This window comes from Salinicoccus sp. ID82-1, from assembly GCF_021991715.1.
GTDB classification, from domain to species: domain Bacteria; phylum Bacillota; class Bacilli; order Staphylococcales; family Salinicoccaceae; genus Salinicoccus; species Salinicoccus cyprini.
Map to the genome: position 1 here is coordinate 41,527 of NZ_JAGFLY010000002.1, position 16,064 is coordinate 57,590.

Below are 16,064 nucleotides of genomic sequence, written 5' to 3' on the forward strand. Positions count from 1 at the left end.
ATGTAACATAGTTGACAACTGCCTTATGATGAACTATATTACATTATAAGTTAGTTGATTGGGGGAAGTTTATGTCGGTATCGGATCAGATGATGAAAGGTTTGCTGGATGGTGCCATACTGGGGCTGATTGCCCAGGGTGAGACGTATGGCTATGAAATTCTCGAAAAACTGAAGGAGAAGGATTTTCCGGAAATCAGCGATGGCAGCATATATCCGGTGCTGCTGAGGCTGAGCAGGAAAGGCTATGTCAGTACGCAGACGAAGAAATCGGATACGGGAGGCCCGAAGAGAAAGTACTATTCCATTACTGAAAGTGGTCTTCATGAACTGGAGATTTTTCGAAGCAGATGGACCTATCTTAATAAAGGAATGAATAATCTGATGAGGAGTGTTGAAAATGCTGAGTAGGAAGTCGGAGAAATTTCTGCTGGATCTGAGAGTGGAGCTGATGGCCCGGGGCAAAAGCAGCGATGACATTGAAGAGATGGAGGAGGAATTGCGTGATCATCTGACTGAAGCGGAAGCACATGGCAAAAGCGTCGACAGTGTTACAGGCGGCTCAGTGAAGTCATATATCCGGTCGATATCGGAAGAGCTGTCACTGGAGCCTGGACTGAAGCAGAAAGGGACACAGCTCATCATCTACCTGTTCGGCCTGTTCACCATACCAAGGCTGATCAGCGGACAGTTCGAGCTATCCACTTCGATGATCATATATTATCTGCTCGTCATTCTGTTCCTGGGCTATGGATCGCTCTATGTCATGAAAGAGATGATTCTGAAGTTTGGGGACAGTAAAAAAACATATATCTATTCGATTCTATACGGCATCATCATATTTGCCGGAATGGTCGGTGGACAGTTCCTGATCCGTGCCCATCCGGGATTCGTCATCTATGAAGGCAGCCCGAACTTGAATTTCATCATCGGATTGTCACTACTCATCATTGTAGTCGCCGTCACCCTGATCATGAGACGTTGGTTCTTTGCACTACTGCCGATTCTGCTGTCTGCACCCGAACTCATCGCAAGGTTCGTAACTGATGGCGCTTCGCCGACGAGTGAGAACTACCTGATCATTTCAAGCATCTCGCTGTTCGTCTGCTCCATCGTCATCATGAGCATCCTGTTATATACGGGAAAAAAGGAAGGTAAGAAAAGTGAGTCATGAATGGCCTATCGGCAAATGATAATTCTGGCAATAAACGAGGAGGCAGCATACCGTCTGGCATGCTGCCTCCTTCCCATTTCTATTCTTCCAAGACCGCATCCAGAAATTCTCTGTTTACGAGACCCTCAATATCATCAGATGGAATATATCCTGCTTCCATACTGATTGTGGCCATCTCCTGAAGTACATCCTCATTGATTTCATATGCCGGGTTCAGTCGGTTGCTGGCTTCGAGTGTTTCATCATAGTCGAGTGTATTGCCTGTAATCTCCTCGATATGATCAACGAAGATCTGTACGGCTTCTTCATTGTTGTTTTCGATGAATTCAATCGCCTGGAGGTGTGCGCTTAAATAGTCCTGTGTAAGTTCCGGGTTGTTGTCTGTGAATGCATTGTTTGCTGCTACGACTGTCGTAGTCAGGTCGGTACCCCAGGCGAATTCTTCTTCATCAAGCAGGATGGATGCATCGGCCTGATTTTCCAGGAAGACGCCCCAAGGCTCCTGTGTGGCTGCCGCATCAACATCCCCCTGCAGGAAAAGGGTGGATGTATCTGCAGGGGCTTGTGGTACGAGGCTCACTGTACCACCGGCATCCTCGATGTTCAATCCGACTTCCTGCAGTTCTTTTCTGAGCATGATGTCCTGTGTGGAGCCGATGGTCGGTACAGCGACACTTTTGCCATCAAGGTCTTCGACACTTTCGATACCTGAACCTTCTGCTGTAGCCAGGACGGCTCCTCCGTTTACAGCACCGGCAATGATTTCATGCCCCGAGTTGCGCTGATACGTCGTTGTAGCAGGTGTCGGACCGACAGTACCGATATCGAATTCATCAGTGGACAATGCTTCCATGAAGGCACTGCCGTTCGGGAAAGTCATGGTTTCGATAGTGATATCTTCTCCGAATGCCTCTTCAAAGTAACCCTGTTCCAATGCAACGATTGTTGCGATATGTGTAAAGTTCGGGAAATAAGCGATGCGCACCTGTTCAGCGCCATTTTCAGCACTGCTGTTTTCGCCGCCGCATCCTGCAATAAGTACAAGCAGCAGGGCAGCAAGTGGGGCCATTATTTTTTTCATAAAATTGATCTATCCTCTCGTATTGGATTTACGTTCTGAGGCCCCATCGCCTTGCGACGGAGCGCTCCATTCTCAGGAATACCTGGCTGTCGATGATGGTTCCGATGATGCCGATGACGATCATGATGGAGAGGACGAGATCCATGGCCTGGATGGACCGTCCGAGGTCGAGCAGATACCCGAGGCCGCCTGAAGCGCCGAGCAGCTCACCGGCCATGATGGCACGCCATGCAAATGCCCAGGCGACGCGCAGTCCCGATATGATGTGCGGCACTGAAGCGGGTATGATGACGGTTCTGAGCAGGTGGGGACCTGAAGCCCCGAGCGTCCGTGCGGCATCGATATAGATGCTCGGCACATTTTTGAATCCGGCACTCGAGTTGACGGTCATCGTCCATGTCGCCCCGATGGCCACGATGAACAGTATAGCGACATTGCCGAGGCCGAACCAGACGATTGCGAGAGGGAACCATACGATACTCGGTATGGACTGCAGTGCAGTAACGAAGAACCCCAGTGTATCATCGACCCATTTATAACGGGCAATGAGAAACCCGAACGTCAGTCCGAGTATGACAGCAATGAAAAATCCGATAAGAAGGCGCCCGAGAGTGATGCCGGTCGCTTCCAGTATCTGACCGGATATTATGCCATCAACCAGTGTCTTCATTACGGTGACACCCCCCGGATCATTGGGGATGATCAGGGGCGGAAACATGAAAGTCGGAAAAAGCTGCAGTTTAGATATGACTTCCCATATCGCTATTATCACGGTCACGAATAGAATCCGTCTTATAACGGTAGTCATCGCCAAATTCCTCCTTCAGTACTTTATTCATCTCTTCTTCCAGTTCAGCCATTACACGCTTCTCCAGATCGACGATGATACTGTCGGAAGGATTGCGCGGTCTTGAAGCCTGGACATTGAATGTCTGCTTAATCGTGCCTGGTCGCGTGCTCATCAGGAGCACCCGGTCGGATAGCGTCAATGCTTCCCGGATATTGTGGGTGATGAACAGAATCGTCTTGCCTGTCTTCTGCCAGATATCCTGAAGCTCCTGATGGAGTATCAGGCGGGTCTGCTCGTCCAGAGCAGCAAAAGGTTCATCCATCAGCAGGACGTCCGGGTCCATGACAAGGGCCCGGGCAATCGCCACACGTTGCTTCATGCCGCCTGAAAGTTCATGAGGATAGGCATTGGTGAAGTTGGCCAGATGGACCATCCGTAGACCTTCCATTGCCTTCTCTTCTGCTTCGATCCGCTTCATCTTTTTGATTTTAAGACCATATGTAACATTCTCCAGCACGGTCATCCATGGGAAGAGGCCGCCTTCCTGAAATACAACGACACGATCGGTGCCGGGCCCTTCAACAGGTGTACCATTGACCTTGAGGTCGCCTGATGTCGGATGGTTCAGTCCTGCAATCAGCTTCAGGATGGTCGACTTGCCGCATCCGGAGGGACCGAGCAAAGATACGAATTCTCCTTCTTTAATACTGAAGTCGATGTCCTCGAGTACATGGAGCGAATCGTTTTTTCCTTTGGTATATGATTTGTTCACTTTATTCAGATCCACTTTCATGGCATAACTGCCCTCCTTTTAATCCATAGTTATATGATACGAATTATATATGAGAGGAAAATTAATTACAAGTGCATAAGTAGGAATTAATAAAATGCTGATTATTGGGGGCGGGTGCTGATAGTCGAGGAAAAGTGAAAGTTATTTTGTAATTCATGATGGTTTCCGACAGATTGAACCTTCCAACTTCTGTATAATGTGGATGTATACATAATCTATTGGAACGGGTGATTTTTATTCAAACGTTGTATTTGATTCTGACTGTCGTTGCGCTGACTTTCCTGCTTTCCATAGGGATGGGCATTTATGAAAAATATAAGATGAAGCGTGATATCAAAACACTATGGGATAGGAAGCAGGCTTTATCCGACAACAACAATCCCTACGTTCATTATCATAACTATTTCGTTAATATCATGGAAAATGAAGATACGGATGATCGGAATGTGGTGGATGACCAGACATGGAGCGATCTCGACGTCGGCCAGCTGCTGCCGAAGATCAACTTTACATTTACGACGATCGGTGATGAACTGCTGTATGCCTCGCTCAGGAATGCGACCGAAAGCAGCGTCATTGACGAAGATCTGATCGGGAGGCTGACGGATGACCGTTCATATCGGGAGCGGATTTCATATGCGCTTGCTAAACTGGGCAAATCGAGGAACTCGGACACAAGCAAGTTCATGTATGAATTCAGACCAAGAATGGAATATAACCCATTGTTCATACTGCTGTCTCTGCTGCCGATCATCGGCGTATTCCTGTTCTTCATCCATCCACTACTGGCAATTGCGACAGTACTTGGAGGGCTCGGCGCCAATCTCTCCATATCGCAAAAACACAAGGCCTCGACAGGATTCGACTATCCGGATATCTTCCACGCCATCAATATCATCATTGCAGCAGGGAAGCTCAATCCTGAATACAACCGCGAAGGGCTGAAGCGGCTGTCATTCATCAGCCCGCTATCTGTGACAGATGAAAGCACGCGTGAAATGAACATCGGGATCCAGCTGTTCATTGGACTGAAATCCGCGTTTCTTCTGGACTATCATCTGTACCACCAGATCATCAGATCACTGAGCAGGAACCACACGTTATATGAGGAAAGCTGGCGCTATCTGGCCGAACTGGACGTGAACTACAGTGTGGCACTTTGGCGGGAGACGCTGCCCTACTATACTGTGCCGGAAGAAGCGGAAGCGGCGCACATTAGCACGGATGATCTCTATCATCCTCTGCTCGCAGATCCGGTGGAAAACGATCTGGAATATGATAACGACATTCTGCTGACAGGATCGAATGCTGCCGGCAAATCGACCTTCATGAAGGCACTCGGTCTCAACGTCATCATAAGCAACGGTCTCAACACATCGACGAGCACGGGTTTCAAGTACAAGCCGGGCAAAGTCATTTCCTCGATGGATATTACGGATAGCGTCATCGAAGGGGACAGCTACTTCATCAGCGAAATAAAATCACTGAAGCGGATCATGGAGGAAGTGGAGCACTTCAGCGGCAATGTCTACTGCATCATCGATGAAATTTTCAAGGGGACCAATACTGTGGAGAGAGTCGCTGCAGCAGAAACGGTACTGCGCTATCTGAATGAAAGAGCAGACGTTTTCGTCATTGCGGCAACCCATGATATGGAACTGACCCATCTTCTTCGAGACCAGTATACCTTCTACCACTTCAGGGAACATCTCGAAGGTGATGACATCTACTTCGACTACAAGCTGCGGGAAGGTGTCGCTTCGACCTCCAACGCCATCGAACTGCTCAGACTCTACGATTTTCCGGATGCAGTCTATCAGGAAGCGAAGCGCAAGGTGATCAGTCAATAGATATTGGGAAAACGAATTCGATGCAATCATCAGTTAATATGGAATAAAAAAAGGTTTTTCGCTGCACCTCGACAGGGCAAGTGAAAAACCTTCTTCTTTATATATGATTTATGCTAGTGGTGGCCTCCAACAGCATTGTTCTCTCCGGGTACAAGTTCTTCGAGCAGATCGAATTCATTGGCGCTAAGGTGGCCGACCATGAAATACTGGAGTGGTGTGGCTTTTATTTCGCCGGTCGATACATGCGCCTTTGCAAGATAGAGGCCGGTCATCTCTATATCAATGGGTGCAACGTATATTCCGTCTTCTCTACGTGTGGCAGAATATGTCGTGCTGGTCGAAGGGTCTTCCGCTGCATTCCATACTTCCACACTGACGTCTGCAGTATCAACGTTTTTCCCGTCTTTATTGACCTCGATGAAGAGTGGCTGGTCTTCTGCTGCATCCGGAATGCCACGTGCATCCATTGTCACTGATATTTCAGGAATATCGGTATACTTCTCATGGGTTTCACTGCTTACACTGCCGCAGGCGGTCAGCAGGGCTGTTGCGAAGATGGCGAACAGTAGCCTATACATCAATCAGTCCTCCGTTTCTCTTTGACATTCAGCCATTTTCTGAGCATCGGTACTCTTTGTACGATAAGCAGATCGAAAAGGAACACTGCAATCAATGAAATTCCGACAAGCGGGAAGAATATTGCCAATACAATCAGAATGATGAAAGGTACTTTATGATGGATCAGCCTGTCGGAGGCAGGTGCACCGGTATTGCCCTGCGGTTTTCTTTTGAGCCACATCCAGAAGCCGGTGATGATCATGCTGATGAGGCCGAGACATATGACAAGGCCGAACAGCTGGTTGATCAGCCCGAACTGGAGTCCTTTATGGGTGGTGATGCCGAGTGCCATGACTTTTCCGATGAAGCCGTAGTCCTGGAAGCGGTAGTCTGCAAGGGTGACTCCGGAATACTGGTCAATATGGACAGTGGCCTCATCCTGAGCCTGGTTCGGGAAGGTCGACAGTGTGAACACCCCTGTCTCACCACTTGGGTAGAAGATATCATATGTAGGATGGACACCCATTTCCTCAGCACTGGCGACAATATCGTTGATGGAGACTGGAAGGCGGCCGGAAAGATTTTCAGACCTCGGTGCTGGCAGATCTTCTGCTGCCCACGAGACATCTGCAATCTCTTCGGTTTTCACACCGGATTCCGGTGCGGGTCCGATCCAGATGGACGGTGGATAGCCGGCACCACTCATGGTGGTGATATTCTGCACACTATTGCCCCACAGTCCGGTCCAGAGCATGCCGGTCAGAAGGAAGAGGAGCAGACCGCCGGACCACCAGAATCCAGTGACAGCATGAAGGTCGCGGATCATGATCTTCCTGCCCTGCTTCAGACGGGGGAGCAGTATGCCGCTGATATCCTTCGCTTTTCTTGGAAACCAGAGATAGAGTCCCGTGATGATCATGATGATCGTCCAGCAGGCAGCGAGTTCGACGATCCTGTCACCTACCGTACCGGCCATCAGCTCACCATGGACCTTTTCAATGATATCCATGATGCGCCTGTCATCATTCAGTATACCGAGAACTGTCCCCTCATACGGATCGACGAAGACTGTATAGGAAGTTCCGTCCTCGGTTGCGATGGCGACCTCAGCAGAGCGCTCGGGATCTTCACCTGGGCGGTAGCGGGTGACACTGCCTTCTATTTCATTCTGTGCAATATTTACTTGTTCTTCAGGCGCCAGACGCTCTCCCGTGGCCTCCACCTGATAATAATCTTTATATAAAGCGGCTTCTATGTCATATTTGAAGAGATAGACTGAGCCGGTAATGGCAAGAAGGAGCAGTATCGGCGTAATGATGATGCCTGCATAAAAATGCCAACGCCATATGGCAGCATAGCGTTTCCTTTGCGTTTTTTTCAATTCATTTCCTCCTCAATACGTCAAATTATATATGATAGCATGCTTAAGAAATAGGGTTAAGGCGAAAATGTAATAAAGGCGACAAAATTCCATCCAATTCAAAGGGTTGGCATTATCCGGATTAGTTATTACATATACGACAGATCTGGCAGAATGGATCAGTCACAGTACGTTCAAGAGAAAATAAAAAGCGAACGGACCAGAGGTTCACTGGTCGTTCGCTGTAATGGATCGTCATTGTATTCTGCTTGCATCACTGTCGATATTTTTACGGTTCCAGAACCTGTTTTCATTTTTAAGCTCATGGATGGCAAATGCAATGACCGTCACGATGGTAGCGATATCGATAATCTCATTGAAGATTGTATGCCCCGGCCATATGACTTCCAAGGTCTGTAGTATCGAATTTATCGCATAGAGTATAAGCACACTGGCAAATGCTTTCTGGAACAGGCCCTTTGAGTATTGAAAGATTTTGATACCGACAAAGATGACTGCGATCATGATCATCACTCTGAGAATGGTAAATATGCTGCTTTCATGGTTGAACAGGAAGAACTGGTCGAAACGGTCATGCAATGAGAATATGATGTAGAGTTTCGTGCCTGCAAAAAGAACAATGAACAGGATGGTGGTCACTGTCTGTTTGGCAGGTCCTCTGAACGCTTGCTGCTTGATGCTTCTATTCATCAGCGGGACCATGAGGAGAACCAGGAAAGGCACGGCAATCAGGAGCCATGAAAAGGCCAGGCGGCCGACAATGATGACGCATAGAAAGTAGATGAATGTATAGTAGCCGAGCATGAGTTTGTAGTCACGCCAGAAACCGCCGGGTGATCTGCCTGTGCTTGAAGCCAGATCGAGCGCATAGGACTTCGGATCACTTCCGAACATTTCGGTGAAGGATGTGTGCTCTGTTTCATAGAAGTGCGTCATCATTTCGTGGAGGATATCCCACTTTTCGGCTGCATCCACATAATGGGCATCAAGTACACCTTCAAGCTCTTGGAAATGCAGCCGATCTGGCTCATCGAGTGTCGATAGCATATGTCTATATTCTCTTTCGAGCGGGATAGTCATTGGGATCCTCCTCAAATATCTGATTGACTGCATCGTCCAGTTCCTGCCAATGGAGCTCAAATTCTTCGAGGTACTCTTTGCCTGCCTCGGTGATCTTATAATACTTCCGCATTGGCCCTTCTGCAGATTTGACACGCCTGCCGGTAATATATCCGGCCTTCTGCAGCTTGTGGAGTAGGGGATAGATGCTGCCTTCGCTGACCATGCTGAGGTTGAATTCCTTCAGACGGATGATAATGTCATAGCCATAGAGTGTCTCTTTCTCAATCAGTTTCAATATGCATCCTTCGAGAATGCCCTTCAACATTTGCGACTTCAAAATATCACATCCTTGTTTAACAACTTAGTGATAGTGTAGAGCAAACACATTAGCTTGTAAAGCAAGTTAGATGAAGAAAAACAGCTGGAATCATATCCAGCTGGTTGTACTACCATTCTTTAATATCTCCGCGTACCTTGTATGACAGGTTCTGTCCATGACGGGATTCCAAGTTTTCTTCCACTTCTTTCAATGAAACACCTTGGTGCTTCATTAGCACGAGCATGTGATAGAAGAGGTCGCTTGTCTCATTTATAAGTTCCAGGCTGTCGTTGTTCTTAGCAGCAATAACGACTTCCGTCATCTCCTCGCCGCATTTCTTGAGAATCTTGTCGATGCCTTCTTCAGTGAGATACTTGGTGTAGGAGCCTTCCTCAGGATTGTCGACTTTACGTTCGACAATCCGGCTGAGTGTCTGCAGACTGAAGTGATCATCGCCGAAGCAACTCTGTGTGCCGAGGTGGCATGTCGGCCCTTTTGGATCGACCTGGATGAGCAGTGCATCAGCGTCGCAGTCGAGGGCCATGCTCCTGACGACCTGGATATGTCCGCTCGTCTCACCCTTCTTCCAGAGACGCTCCTTGGAGCGGGAATAGAACCATACGACATTCTCTTCGACGGTCTTCTCGTAGGCGGCTTCATTCATGAAGCCGTTCATCAGCACCTGGCCGGTACTGTCGTCCTGCAGGATGACGGAAAGAAGTCCATTGCCTTTGTCAAAATCCGGTTTCATATGAATCTCACCTCGATTCCTGATTGATGGAGATCTGTCTTAAGATCCTTTATTTCTACTTCCTTGTTGTGAAAGATGGATGCCGCGAGACCGGCGGATACACCGGTTTTCTGGAACAGTTCGGTGAAATGGTCGGCTTCCCCGGCACCGCCGCTTGCGATGATTGGAATATCCACCATTCTGTTTGCACGCTCGAGGAATTCGATGTCGAAGCCCTGCTTGACGCCGTCATGATCCATGCTGGTGATCAGGAATTCCCCGGCACCAAGTGATGCACACTGTGCAATCCATTCAAAAGCCCGGATATCGGTCTTTTTCGAACCACCGTGGGTGTGGACGAAGTAGTCCTTTTCCTCCGGGTCATACTTCACATCGATTGCGACGCATATGCACTGGCTGCCGAATACTTCGCTCGCCTCACGGATCAGCTCCGGATTTCTGATGGCTGCGGAGTTGATGCTGACTTTGTCCGCACCGGCGTTCAGCAGCTGCCGGATGTCATCGACTGTCGAGATGCCACCACCGATCGTCAGGGGGATGAATAGTGTTTTCGCGGTGGCACGGATGACATCGATCATCAGGTCGTGCCCATTCTGAGTTTTGGAGATATCGAGGAAGACGAGTTCATCTGCGCCTTCTGCGTTATATCTTTTTGCGAGCTCCACCGGATCGCCGACATCTCTCAGTCCGACGAAGTTGACTCCTTTGACGACACGGCCTTCTTTAACATCGAGGCAGGGGATGATACGTTTCTTGATCATCTGATATCCCTCCAGAAGTCATCATTGTGGCTCGCCTTGCCGACGATCGCTTGAGTAATACCCATCGATTCGAGCTGATCGAGATCCGTCTTGTTTCTGACACCGCCGCTCGCAATGACCGGATGCCGGGTGAGCTCGCTGATCCGCTTTGTATTGTCGAAGTTTGGCCCCTGGTTCATGCCATCCTTGTTGATATCAGTATAGATGATGCCGGCGATATCAAGGTCTTCAATCTGTCGGATATAGTCGTCGATGGTGATGCCACTATTCTCTGTCCAGCCGTTGATGTAGATATCATTCTCTCTGGCGTCGACACCCACAAATATGCGGCCCGGGTATTTTGCAACGACAGAACCGAGCCATTCAAGGTCCGTGATGGCTCGGGTGCCGAGAATGAAATAGTCGATGCCGATGGCGTCATATTTTTCGAGCGTTTCGGTATTTCTCAGTCCACCACCGATCTGGAGGGGAAGGGCAGTTCTGGTCTTCAGTTCCTGTATGACTGTCGACTCCTGGGCATTCTGCTTCAGTGCACCCATCAGGTCGACGATATGGATGCGGGAAACCTGCTCGAAACTGCTGTAGAAGGCGATGGCCTCCTCTGGTGTACGCTTCATCGATGTCTTCTTGTCATAGTCGCCTTGTGTCAGACGGACGTTCTGACCGTCGATGATATCGATTGCTGGGATGATGTTCATCTATAGTCCTCCTTCGATGGCCTGCTTCAGCATGTCCACACCGATGTCTCCGGATTTTTCCGGGTGGAACTGGATGCCGATGATATTGTCTTTTTTGACGACCGCCGGTACGGTCACGCCATATTCTGCTGTGGCGATGACGGCGTCTGTATTTTCAGCCATGAAGCTGTGTACAAAATAGACATCCTTGCCGTCCAGCACAGGGCTCTGGCTACTGAGTGTATTCCATCCGAGGTGTGGCACGGGATATGGCGTTTCCATTCGAGTGATTTTTCCTGACAGCAGGCCGAGGCCTTTTGCATCGCCTTCTTCACTCTCTTCAAAAAGCAGCTGCATGCCAAGACAGATGCCGATGAAGCGCTTCGTTTCAGCCAATGCCAGCAGATCTTCCCTGATGCCGAGGCGATCGATGGTTTCCATGGCATTGCCGAAATGGCCGACCCCCGGCAGCAGAATGGCGTCGCAATTTTTCAGGTCTTCATATTTGCTTGAAAGGATATATTCATATTCGAGCTTCTCGAGTGCATTTTTTATGTTCTGTATATTTCCTAGGGAATAGTCTATGATACCGATCATTCGATGACACCCTTTGAAGAAGGGATGCCTGCATCACTCGGTGCAAGTGCGTCCTTCAGGCTTCTCGCAAATGCCTTGAAGATGGCCTCGATCTCGTGGTGCGTGTTACCACCTTTGAGCAGATCGATATGCAGTGTCATCCGGCTGTTCATGCTCACTGCATTGAAGAACTCCATGACCAGTTCCGTATCGAACATGCCGACCTTCTCTTTCGAGAAGTGTGCCTGGAAATTGAGGTGCGGACGGCCGGAGAGATCGAGTACCACACGTGCCAGAGATTCATCCATCGGTATATAGGTCGTGCCGTAGCGCTGGTAGGATGATTTTTCCACATAGAGTTCCCGGATCATCTGACCGAGAATGATGCCGACATCCTCGACAGTGTGGTGATCATCCACTTCAAGGTCACCGTCTGCTTCAACACTGAGATGGAGGCCGGAGTGGAAGCTTAGCAGTGTCAGCATATGATCGAAGAAGCCGACTCCGGTCGAGAGGGTGGAATCGTCGGGTGATTTGCCTTCATCAAGTGCTATGGATATTTTTGTTTCCTTTGTCACGCGTTCCTTCTTTATCATACTGATCGCTCCATTCCTTGATTAGTTGGTTGAAACGTTCATAGTGTTCGCTTCCGATGATTGAATATCTGACGGCATTCTCAAGCGGTGCCTTGTTGTATATTCTCGGCTGGTACCCATGCCCTATGAGATAGTCGGCAAGATCACGGGCATTGTCGCCATAGGTCAGGATGAAGTTCGTGCTGGATTCGATGATGTTTATTTTATCAGATGCGTATCGGAGTGACTCGGATAGCTGCTTTTTCGAATCGAGCTGGTAGCGGACAAATTGGTCAAGTGCTGTTCGATCACTGAAGACCTTGCTGGCCAGATTCAATGATAGTGAGTTGACCGGATAAGGGTGGTTGAGACGGGTGATTTTATCAAATGTCTCACCTTTGGCAATCGCAATGCCGATCCTGAGTCCCGCCACACCGAACATCTTGCTGAGCGTCCGGATGATCAGTACATGCTTACCTTCCGGTCGTGTATATGCCGGACCGAATTCGAAGTAGGCTTCATCGAGTACGAGATAACCGCCTACCCTTTGCATGGCATCGGCCAGTGCCTGGAGTTCTTCCGCCCTGAACATGCGCCCGGTCGGGTTATGCGGCACGGATATCAAAAATAAAGACGGCTCGTGTATTTTTATTTCTTCAATGACCATATCGAAATCGAATTTGAAGTCTGAATCACATGAAATAGTATGGACGGGCACATCCACCTGATTGGCGTACTCATGATACATGACGAAATCTGGATCAAGTGTCATGACGCCATTCCGACCGAGTGTCATGATGGCTTTCTGGATCCATTCGTCGGATCCATTGGCCGCTTCAATGGCGCCCGGGTCGATATCATAGTAGCCGGCATACAGCTGTTTAAATTGATTTATTTCGTCTCCCGGATATTCGTAGATTTTTGTCGCCTTGATGACTTCGGCGATGGCGTCGTCACCAAGCGGGGAGATCGGGCTCGTATTGCGGTCCATATGGATCATGTCATCACTCCGTTCGAATGTGTAGGGATTGGTAGTGGGCATCCAGCTGCTCGCGTCTGGCGATGGTCTTTGCTGGCCCCGCGATTTCGCTGTAGGTGCTTTTTTCAAGTGAAATCACCGCATGGCTCGTCAGGAAGTCATTGACGTTCAGTCCATGGCTGAACCGTCCGGTCTTATCGGTCGGCAGTACGTGGGAGGGGCCGGCTGCATAGTCGCCGATGGCTTCCGGTGAATAGTACCCGTTGAAGACAGCACCCGCGTATCTGATATTGCGGATGATTCGATCTGCATCACGATGCTGGATGGAGACGTGCTCCGGTGCGATATGGTTGATCATGCCGATCAATGCTTCCTGGGAATCGACGACGGCGTAGTGGTTGTTCTTTATGGAACCTTTGATGATGTCACTGCGTGGCTGATCATCCATCAGCTGCTTGAGACGGTCTTCTATGGTCTGGATGACCGCTTCATCCTCGCTGATTAGAAACGTGCGGGCATTCGCATCATGCTCGGCCTGGGCGAATATATCGTAGACAATGGCGTCGATGTGGACGTTCTCATCGACATAGATCAGAATCTCACTCGGTCCGGCTATCATGTCGATGCCGACTTCACCGAACAGCAGTCTTTTTGCGAGTGCCACGTAATAGTTGCCTGGGCCGACGATCTTGTCGACTTTAGGAATCGTCTCTGTACCGTAGGCAAGTGCCGCAATCGCCTGCGCGCCGCCGACTGTATAGACATTCTCGACACCACATATATGGAGAGCGGCGAAGGTGATGTTGTTTTCTTCGAACGTCGGTGTAACGACGTGGATTTCCTTGACGCCTGCCGCAAGTGCCGGCACAACTGTCATCAGTACACTTGAAGGGTAGAGCGCTGTACCACCGGGTACGTAGACGCCGACTTTCTCGATCGGGTGGTAGACGTACTGGAACTCGCCGTTATCCATATCCGTATACTTGATGCTTTCCTGATACTGCTCAATGCGTTGCTTGATGGTCTGGAGCGCTTCCCGCTCCTCATCGGAAATGGCGTCATAGCTCTCCTTCAGTGCTGCCTTGTCCACTTTGAAGGTATCCAGTGCCTGATTGTCGAACTGCTCAGTATAGTCATGGAGTGCCCGGTCACCATCCGTCCGGACCTGCTCTATGATCTCCATCACACCTTTATAGTCATCGAAACCGGCAGAGCCGCGCTTCACACCGAAAGTCGATTTGAATTCTGCGACATTCATTCAATCACCCCGATTTCCTTGATGAAGTCATAGATTTCGTCCTCTTTCGTATAGAATGTCCGCTTATTGGCAATCAGCCTGGCGTGGATCTCCATGATCTTCTCATGTTCGACGAGTCCATTGTCCCGCAGCGTACCGCCGGTCTGGACGATATCGACGATGCCGTCAGACAGGCCGAGCAGAGGTGCGAGTTCCACGGAACCGTTCAGATGGATCAGGGAGACGTCCTGCCTTTTATTTTTGAAGTGGGTGTGGGCGATGTTCATATACTTCGTCGCAATGACCTTGAATTCCTGCTGCTCGGGCAGTGCAGCCACCGAGAAGTGGCATTCGCCGAACGGCAGCTGGGAGACATTTAGGATATTGAAAGCATCCTCGGCGATGATGTCCGAACCGACAATTCCGAGATCCGCTACGCCGCTTTCGACATAGGTCGGTACATCCGGTCCTTTGGCGAAGATGAATTTGACGTTATCGACAACGGTATATAGCGACCGTGTCTCTTCCTCCAGCGCCTCGTTATAGACGGTCAGGCCGTTCTCATTCATATATTTCAGGAAGTCCTTGAAAAGGCGTCCTTTTGTCAGTGCCACTGTAATCATAGCAATCCCCCATTAGATAGATTCACTGCAATGCCGAAGGCGCTGCTATTGTATTCCCCACCACTGAGCAATGGATAGTCGTGGTTCAGGAAGGCCTGGAAATAGAAGCCGTTGTAGTAGGACTGGGGCGAACGGAACGACAGGTCGAGGATGAATTTCATATCGTATTTCGCGAGCAGCTGCTTCAGTTCCTCTATGAAACGCATGATATCACTGTCGCCGAATTCCGCATTCACCAGGTCGATCTGGTCGCTCACCTTGGCCGATAGCAGGGTGTAGAGGGAATGCGTGCCACCAAGCCGTTTTTTTATTTCCGACAGGTTTTTCTCGTGGACGAGCGTACGGATGTCAGCATCGAGCGCATATTTTTCGATATACAGATCAAGCAGCGTATCGTCATTGACGACGATGGACTGGAATGTTTCGTCATATCTTTCCGTGATGAACGACAGGTGCATATCGATGCTTGAAAGAATCTCTTCGTTGGATGGACGATACAGTTCAACACCTGCCTGATAGAAAGTTTTATAGTCCCTCACCACCGGTCCGAAGTAGCCGAAGAAGCGGTCATCAAGCGTATAGTTTTCATTGTAGTTCAAAAGCGAGCGCGTCCAGTCGCTGCGGATGGAGAAGAGCTGTTCATTCTTCTCGAAGATGATGGTTGAAGAATGATGCCGCTTGTCGTCGATATTGAACGGTTCCACCATATTCATATCGACCAGCTGATAGTCCTCATCAGCAAGCAGTTGTGTATAATCCTGTGCAAATACCAGTCGTCGGATGATCAGTTCATTTTTCATGTGTAATCTCCTTTAATACTTTAGCGTGATAAAGAATAATCAATAAATTAGATAATAGCAAAATAAACTGACAATGAC

The 16,064-nt window shown here is 49.1% G+C and carries 19 protein-coding genes; 3 read left to right on the forward strand and 16 right to left on the reverse strand.

Going from position 1 to position 16,064, the window contains the following annotated elements:
- The first annotated feature begins 71 nt into the window (after window positions 1–71).
- Window positions 72–410 carry a PadR family transcriptional regulator gene (locus tag J4760_RS05725; RefSeq protein WP_237605068.1) on the forward strand — a complete coding sequence of 113 codons (339 nt, stop codon included), beginning with the start codon at window positions 72–74 and terminating at the stop codon, window positions 408–410.
- On the forward strand, window positions 400–1,173 hold the full coding sequence (locus J4760_RS05730) for a hypothetical protein (RefSeq protein ID WP_237605069.1): 774 nt from the start codon (window positions 400–402) through the stop codon (window positions 1,171–1,173). Before J4760_RS05725 ends, J4760_RS05730 begins: the two co-directional genes overlap by 11 nt.
- A gap of 79 nt (window positions 1,174–1,252) precedes the next feature.
- Here the strand turns inward: J4760_RS05730 and J4760_RS05735 are convergent, their stop codons facing one another.
- From J4760_RS05735 to J4760_RS05745, 3 genes are read right to left on the reverse strand one after another with little or no spacing between them, the layout of a single operon-like run.
- The gene (locus J4760_RS05735; protein WP_145289829.1) at window positions 1,253–2,254 is read right to left on the reverse strand and encodes an ABC transporter substrate-binding protein; all 1,002 of its coding nucleotides are present in this window, start codon (window positions 2,252–2,254) and stop codon (window positions 1,253–1,255) included.
- 28 nt (window positions 2,255–2,282) lie between these two features.
- Window positions 2,283–3,062, reverse strand: a complete 780-nt coding sequence (locus J4760_RS05740) for an ABC transporter permease (RefSeq protein WP_237605070.1) — start codon at window positions 3,060–3,062, stop codon at window positions 2,283–2,285.
- Window positions 2,995–3,837 carry an ABC transporter ATP-binding protein gene (locus J4760_RS05745; RefSeq protein ID WP_237605071.1) on the reverse strand — a complete coding sequence of 281 codons (843 nt, stop codon included), beginning with the start codon at window positions 3,835–3,837 and terminating at the stop codon, window positions 2,995–2,997. The genes J4760_RS05740 and J4760_RS05745 overlap by 68 nt, the downstream gene beginning before the upstream one ends.
- A gap of 245 nt (window positions 3,838–4,082) precedes the next feature.
- Here J4760_RS05745 and J4760_RS05750 point away from each other — a divergent pair, with 245 nt between their 5' ends.
- A complete protein-coding gene (locus J4760_RS05750) occupies window positions 4,083–5,687 on the forward strand; it encodes a MutS-related protein (protein ID WP_237605072.1) in 1,605 nt (534 codons plus the stop codon).
- A 113-nt stretch (window positions 5,688–5,800) separates the two neighbouring features.
- Here J4760_RS05750 and J4760_RS05755 read toward each other — a convergent pair whose 3' ends face one another.
- The 13 genes from J4760_RS05755 to J4760_RS05815 all read right to left on the reverse strand — a co-directional run bounded on the left by J4760_RS05755 (window position 5,801) and on the right by J4760_RS05815 (window position 15,986).
- Entirely contained in the window at window positions 5,801–6,265 is a 465-nt protein-coding gene (locus tag J4760_RS05755; protein ID WP_145289840.1) for a FixH family protein, read from the reverse strand.
- Window positions 6,265–7,626: a PepSY-associated TM helix domain-containing protein gene (locus tag J4760_RS05760; protein WP_237605073.1), complete on the reverse strand. Its 1,362-nt coding sequence runs from the start codon at window positions 7,624–7,626 to the stop codon at window positions 6,265–6,267. Before J4760_RS05760 ends, J4760_RS05755 begins: the two co-directional genes overlap by 1 nt.
- Window positions 7,627–7,860: 234 nt before the next feature.
- Window positions 7,861–8,706, reverse strand: a complete 846-nt coding sequence (locus J4760_RS05765) for a hypothetical protein (RefSeq protein WP_145289846.1) — start codon at window positions 8,704–8,706, stop codon at window positions 7,861–7,863.
- Complete coding sequence (locus J4760_RS05770) at window positions 8,678–9,025, reverse strand: PadR family transcriptional regulator (protein ID WP_237605074.1); 348 nt, start codon at window positions 9,023–9,025, stop codon at window positions 8,678–8,680. Before J4760_RS05770 ends, J4760_RS05765 begins: the two co-directional genes overlap by 29 nt.
- Before the next feature lie 109 nt (window positions 9,026–9,134).
- A complete protein-coding gene (hisIE, locus tag J4760_RS05775) occupies window positions 9,135–9,758 on the reverse strand; it encodes a bifunctional phosphoribosyl-AMP cyclohydrolase/phosphoribosyl-ATP diphosphatase HisIE (protein WP_237605075.1) in 624 nt (207 codons plus the stop codon).
- Window positions 9,755–10,519, reverse strand: a complete 765-nt coding sequence (hisF, locus tag J4760_RS05780) for an imidazole glycerol phosphate synthase subunit HisF (protein ID WP_237605076.1) — start codon at window positions 10,517–10,519, stop codon at window positions 9,755–9,757. Before hisF ends, hisIE begins: the two co-directional genes overlap by 4 nt.
- Complete coding sequence (hisA, locus tag J4760_RS05785; RefSeq protein WP_237605077.1) at window positions 10,516–11,217, reverse strand: 1-(5-phosphoribosyl)-5-[(5-phosphoribosylamino)methylideneamino]imidazole-4-carboxamide isomerase; 702 nt, start codon at window positions 11,215–11,217, stop codon at window positions 10,516–10,518. Before hisA ends, hisF begins: the two co-directional genes overlap by 4 nt.
- Window positions 11,218–11,793: an imidazole glycerol phosphate synthase subunit HisH gene (gene hisH / locus J4760_RS05790; RefSeq protein WP_237605078.1), complete on the reverse strand. Its 576-nt coding sequence runs from the start codon at window positions 11,791–11,793 to the stop codon at window positions 11,218–11,220.
- A complete protein-coding gene (hisB, locus tag J4760_RS05795; RefSeq protein ID WP_145289862.1) occupies window positions 11,790–12,368 on the reverse strand; it encodes an imidazoleglycerol-phosphate dehydratase HisB in 579 nt (192 codons plus the stop codon). Before hisB ends, hisH begins: the two co-directional genes overlap by 4 nt.
- Entirely contained in the window at window positions 12,316–13,389 is a 1,074-nt protein-coding gene (locus J4760_RS05800) for a pyridoxal phosphate-dependent aminotransferase (RefSeq protein ID WP_237605079.1), read from the reverse strand. Before J4760_RS05800 ends, hisB begins: the two co-directional genes overlap by 53 nt.
- On the reverse strand, window positions 13,352–14,584 hold the full coding sequence (gene hisD, locus J4760_RS05805; protein WP_237605080.1) for a histidinol dehydrogenase: 1,233 nt from the start codon (window positions 14,582–14,584) through the stop codon (window positions 13,352–13,354). The genes J4760_RS05800 and hisD overlap by 38 nt, the downstream gene beginning before the upstream one ends.
- Window positions 14,581–15,186, reverse strand: coding sequence for an ATP phosphoribosyltransferase (gene hisG, locus J4760_RS05810; protein WP_237605081.1), 606 nt, complete (start codon window positions 15,184–15,186; stop codon window positions 14,581–14,583). The genes hisD and hisG overlap by 4 nt, the downstream gene beginning before the upstream one ends.
- Entirely contained in the window at window positions 15,183–15,986 is an 804-nt protein-coding gene (locus J4760_RS05815; RefSeq protein WP_237605082.1) for an ATP phosphoribosyltransferase regulatory subunit, read from the reverse strand. The genes hisG and J4760_RS05815 overlap by 4 nt, the downstream gene beginning before the upstream one ends.
- Between the last annotated feature and the right edge of the window lie 78 nt (window positions 15,987–16,064).

Bases quoted from the DNA above. Each gene is read 5' to 3' on its own strand.
- J4760_RS05725 (WP_237605068.1), top strand. From the start codon at position 72: ATGTCGGTATCGGATCAGATGATGAAAGGTTTGCTGGATGGTGCCATA.
- J4760_RS05730 (WP_237605069.1), top strand. From the start codon at position 400: ATGCTGAGTAGGAAGTCGGAGAAATTTCTGCTGGATCTGAGAGTGGAG.
- J4760_RS05735 (WP_145289829.1), bottom strand. From the start codon at position 2,254: ATGAAAAAAATAATGGCCCCACTTGCTGCCCTGCTGCTTGTACTTATT.
- J4760_RS05740 (WP_237605070.1), bottom strand. From the start codon at position 3,062: ATGACTACCGTTATAAGACGGATTCTATTCGTGACCGTGATAATAGCG.
- J4760_RS05745 (WP_237605071.1), bottom strand. From the start codon at position 3,837: ATGAAAGTGGATCTGAATAAAGTGAACAAATCATATACCAAAGGAAAA.
- J4760_RS05755 (WP_145289840.1), bottom strand. From the start codon at position 6,265: ATGTATAGGCTACTGTTCGCCATCTTCGCAACAGCCCTGCTGACCGCC.
- J4760_RS05765 (WP_145289846.1), bottom strand. From the start codon at position 8,706: ATGACTATCCCGCTCGAAAGAGAATATAGACATATGCTATCGACACTC.
- hisIE (WP_237605075.1), bottom strand. From the start codon at position 9,758: ATGAAACCGGATTTTGACAAAGGCAATGGACTTCTTTCCGTCATCCTG.
- hisF (WP_237605076.1), bottom strand. From the start codon at position 10,519: ATGATCAAGAAACGTATCATCCCCTGCCTCGATGTTAAAGAAGGCCGT.
- hisA (WP_237605077.1), bottom strand. From the start codon at position 11,217: ATGAACATCATCCCAGCAATCGATATCATCGACGGTCAGAACGTCCGT.
- hisH (WP_237605078.1), bottom strand. From the start codon at position 11,793: ATGATCGGTATCATAGACTATTCCCTAGGAAATATACAGAACATAAAA.
- hisB (WP_145289862.1), bottom strand. From the start codon at position 12,368: ATGATAAAGAAGGAACGCGTGACAAAGGAAACAAAAATATCCATAGCA.
- J4760_RS05800 (WP_237605079.1), bottom strand. From the start codon at position 13,389: ATGCCCACTACCAATCCCTACACATTCGAACGGAGTGATGACATGATC.
- hisD (WP_237605080.1), bottom strand. From the start codon at position 14,584: ATGAATGTCGCAGAATTCAAATCGACTTTCGGTGTGAAGCGCGGCTCT.
- hisG (WP_237605081.1), bottom strand. From the start codon at position 15,186: ATGATTACAGTGGCACTGACAAAAGGACGCCTTTTCAAGGACTTCCTG.
- J4760_RS05815 (WP_237605082.1), bottom strand. From the start codon at position 15,986: ATGAAAAATGAACTGATCATCCGACGACTGGTATTTGCACAGGATTAT.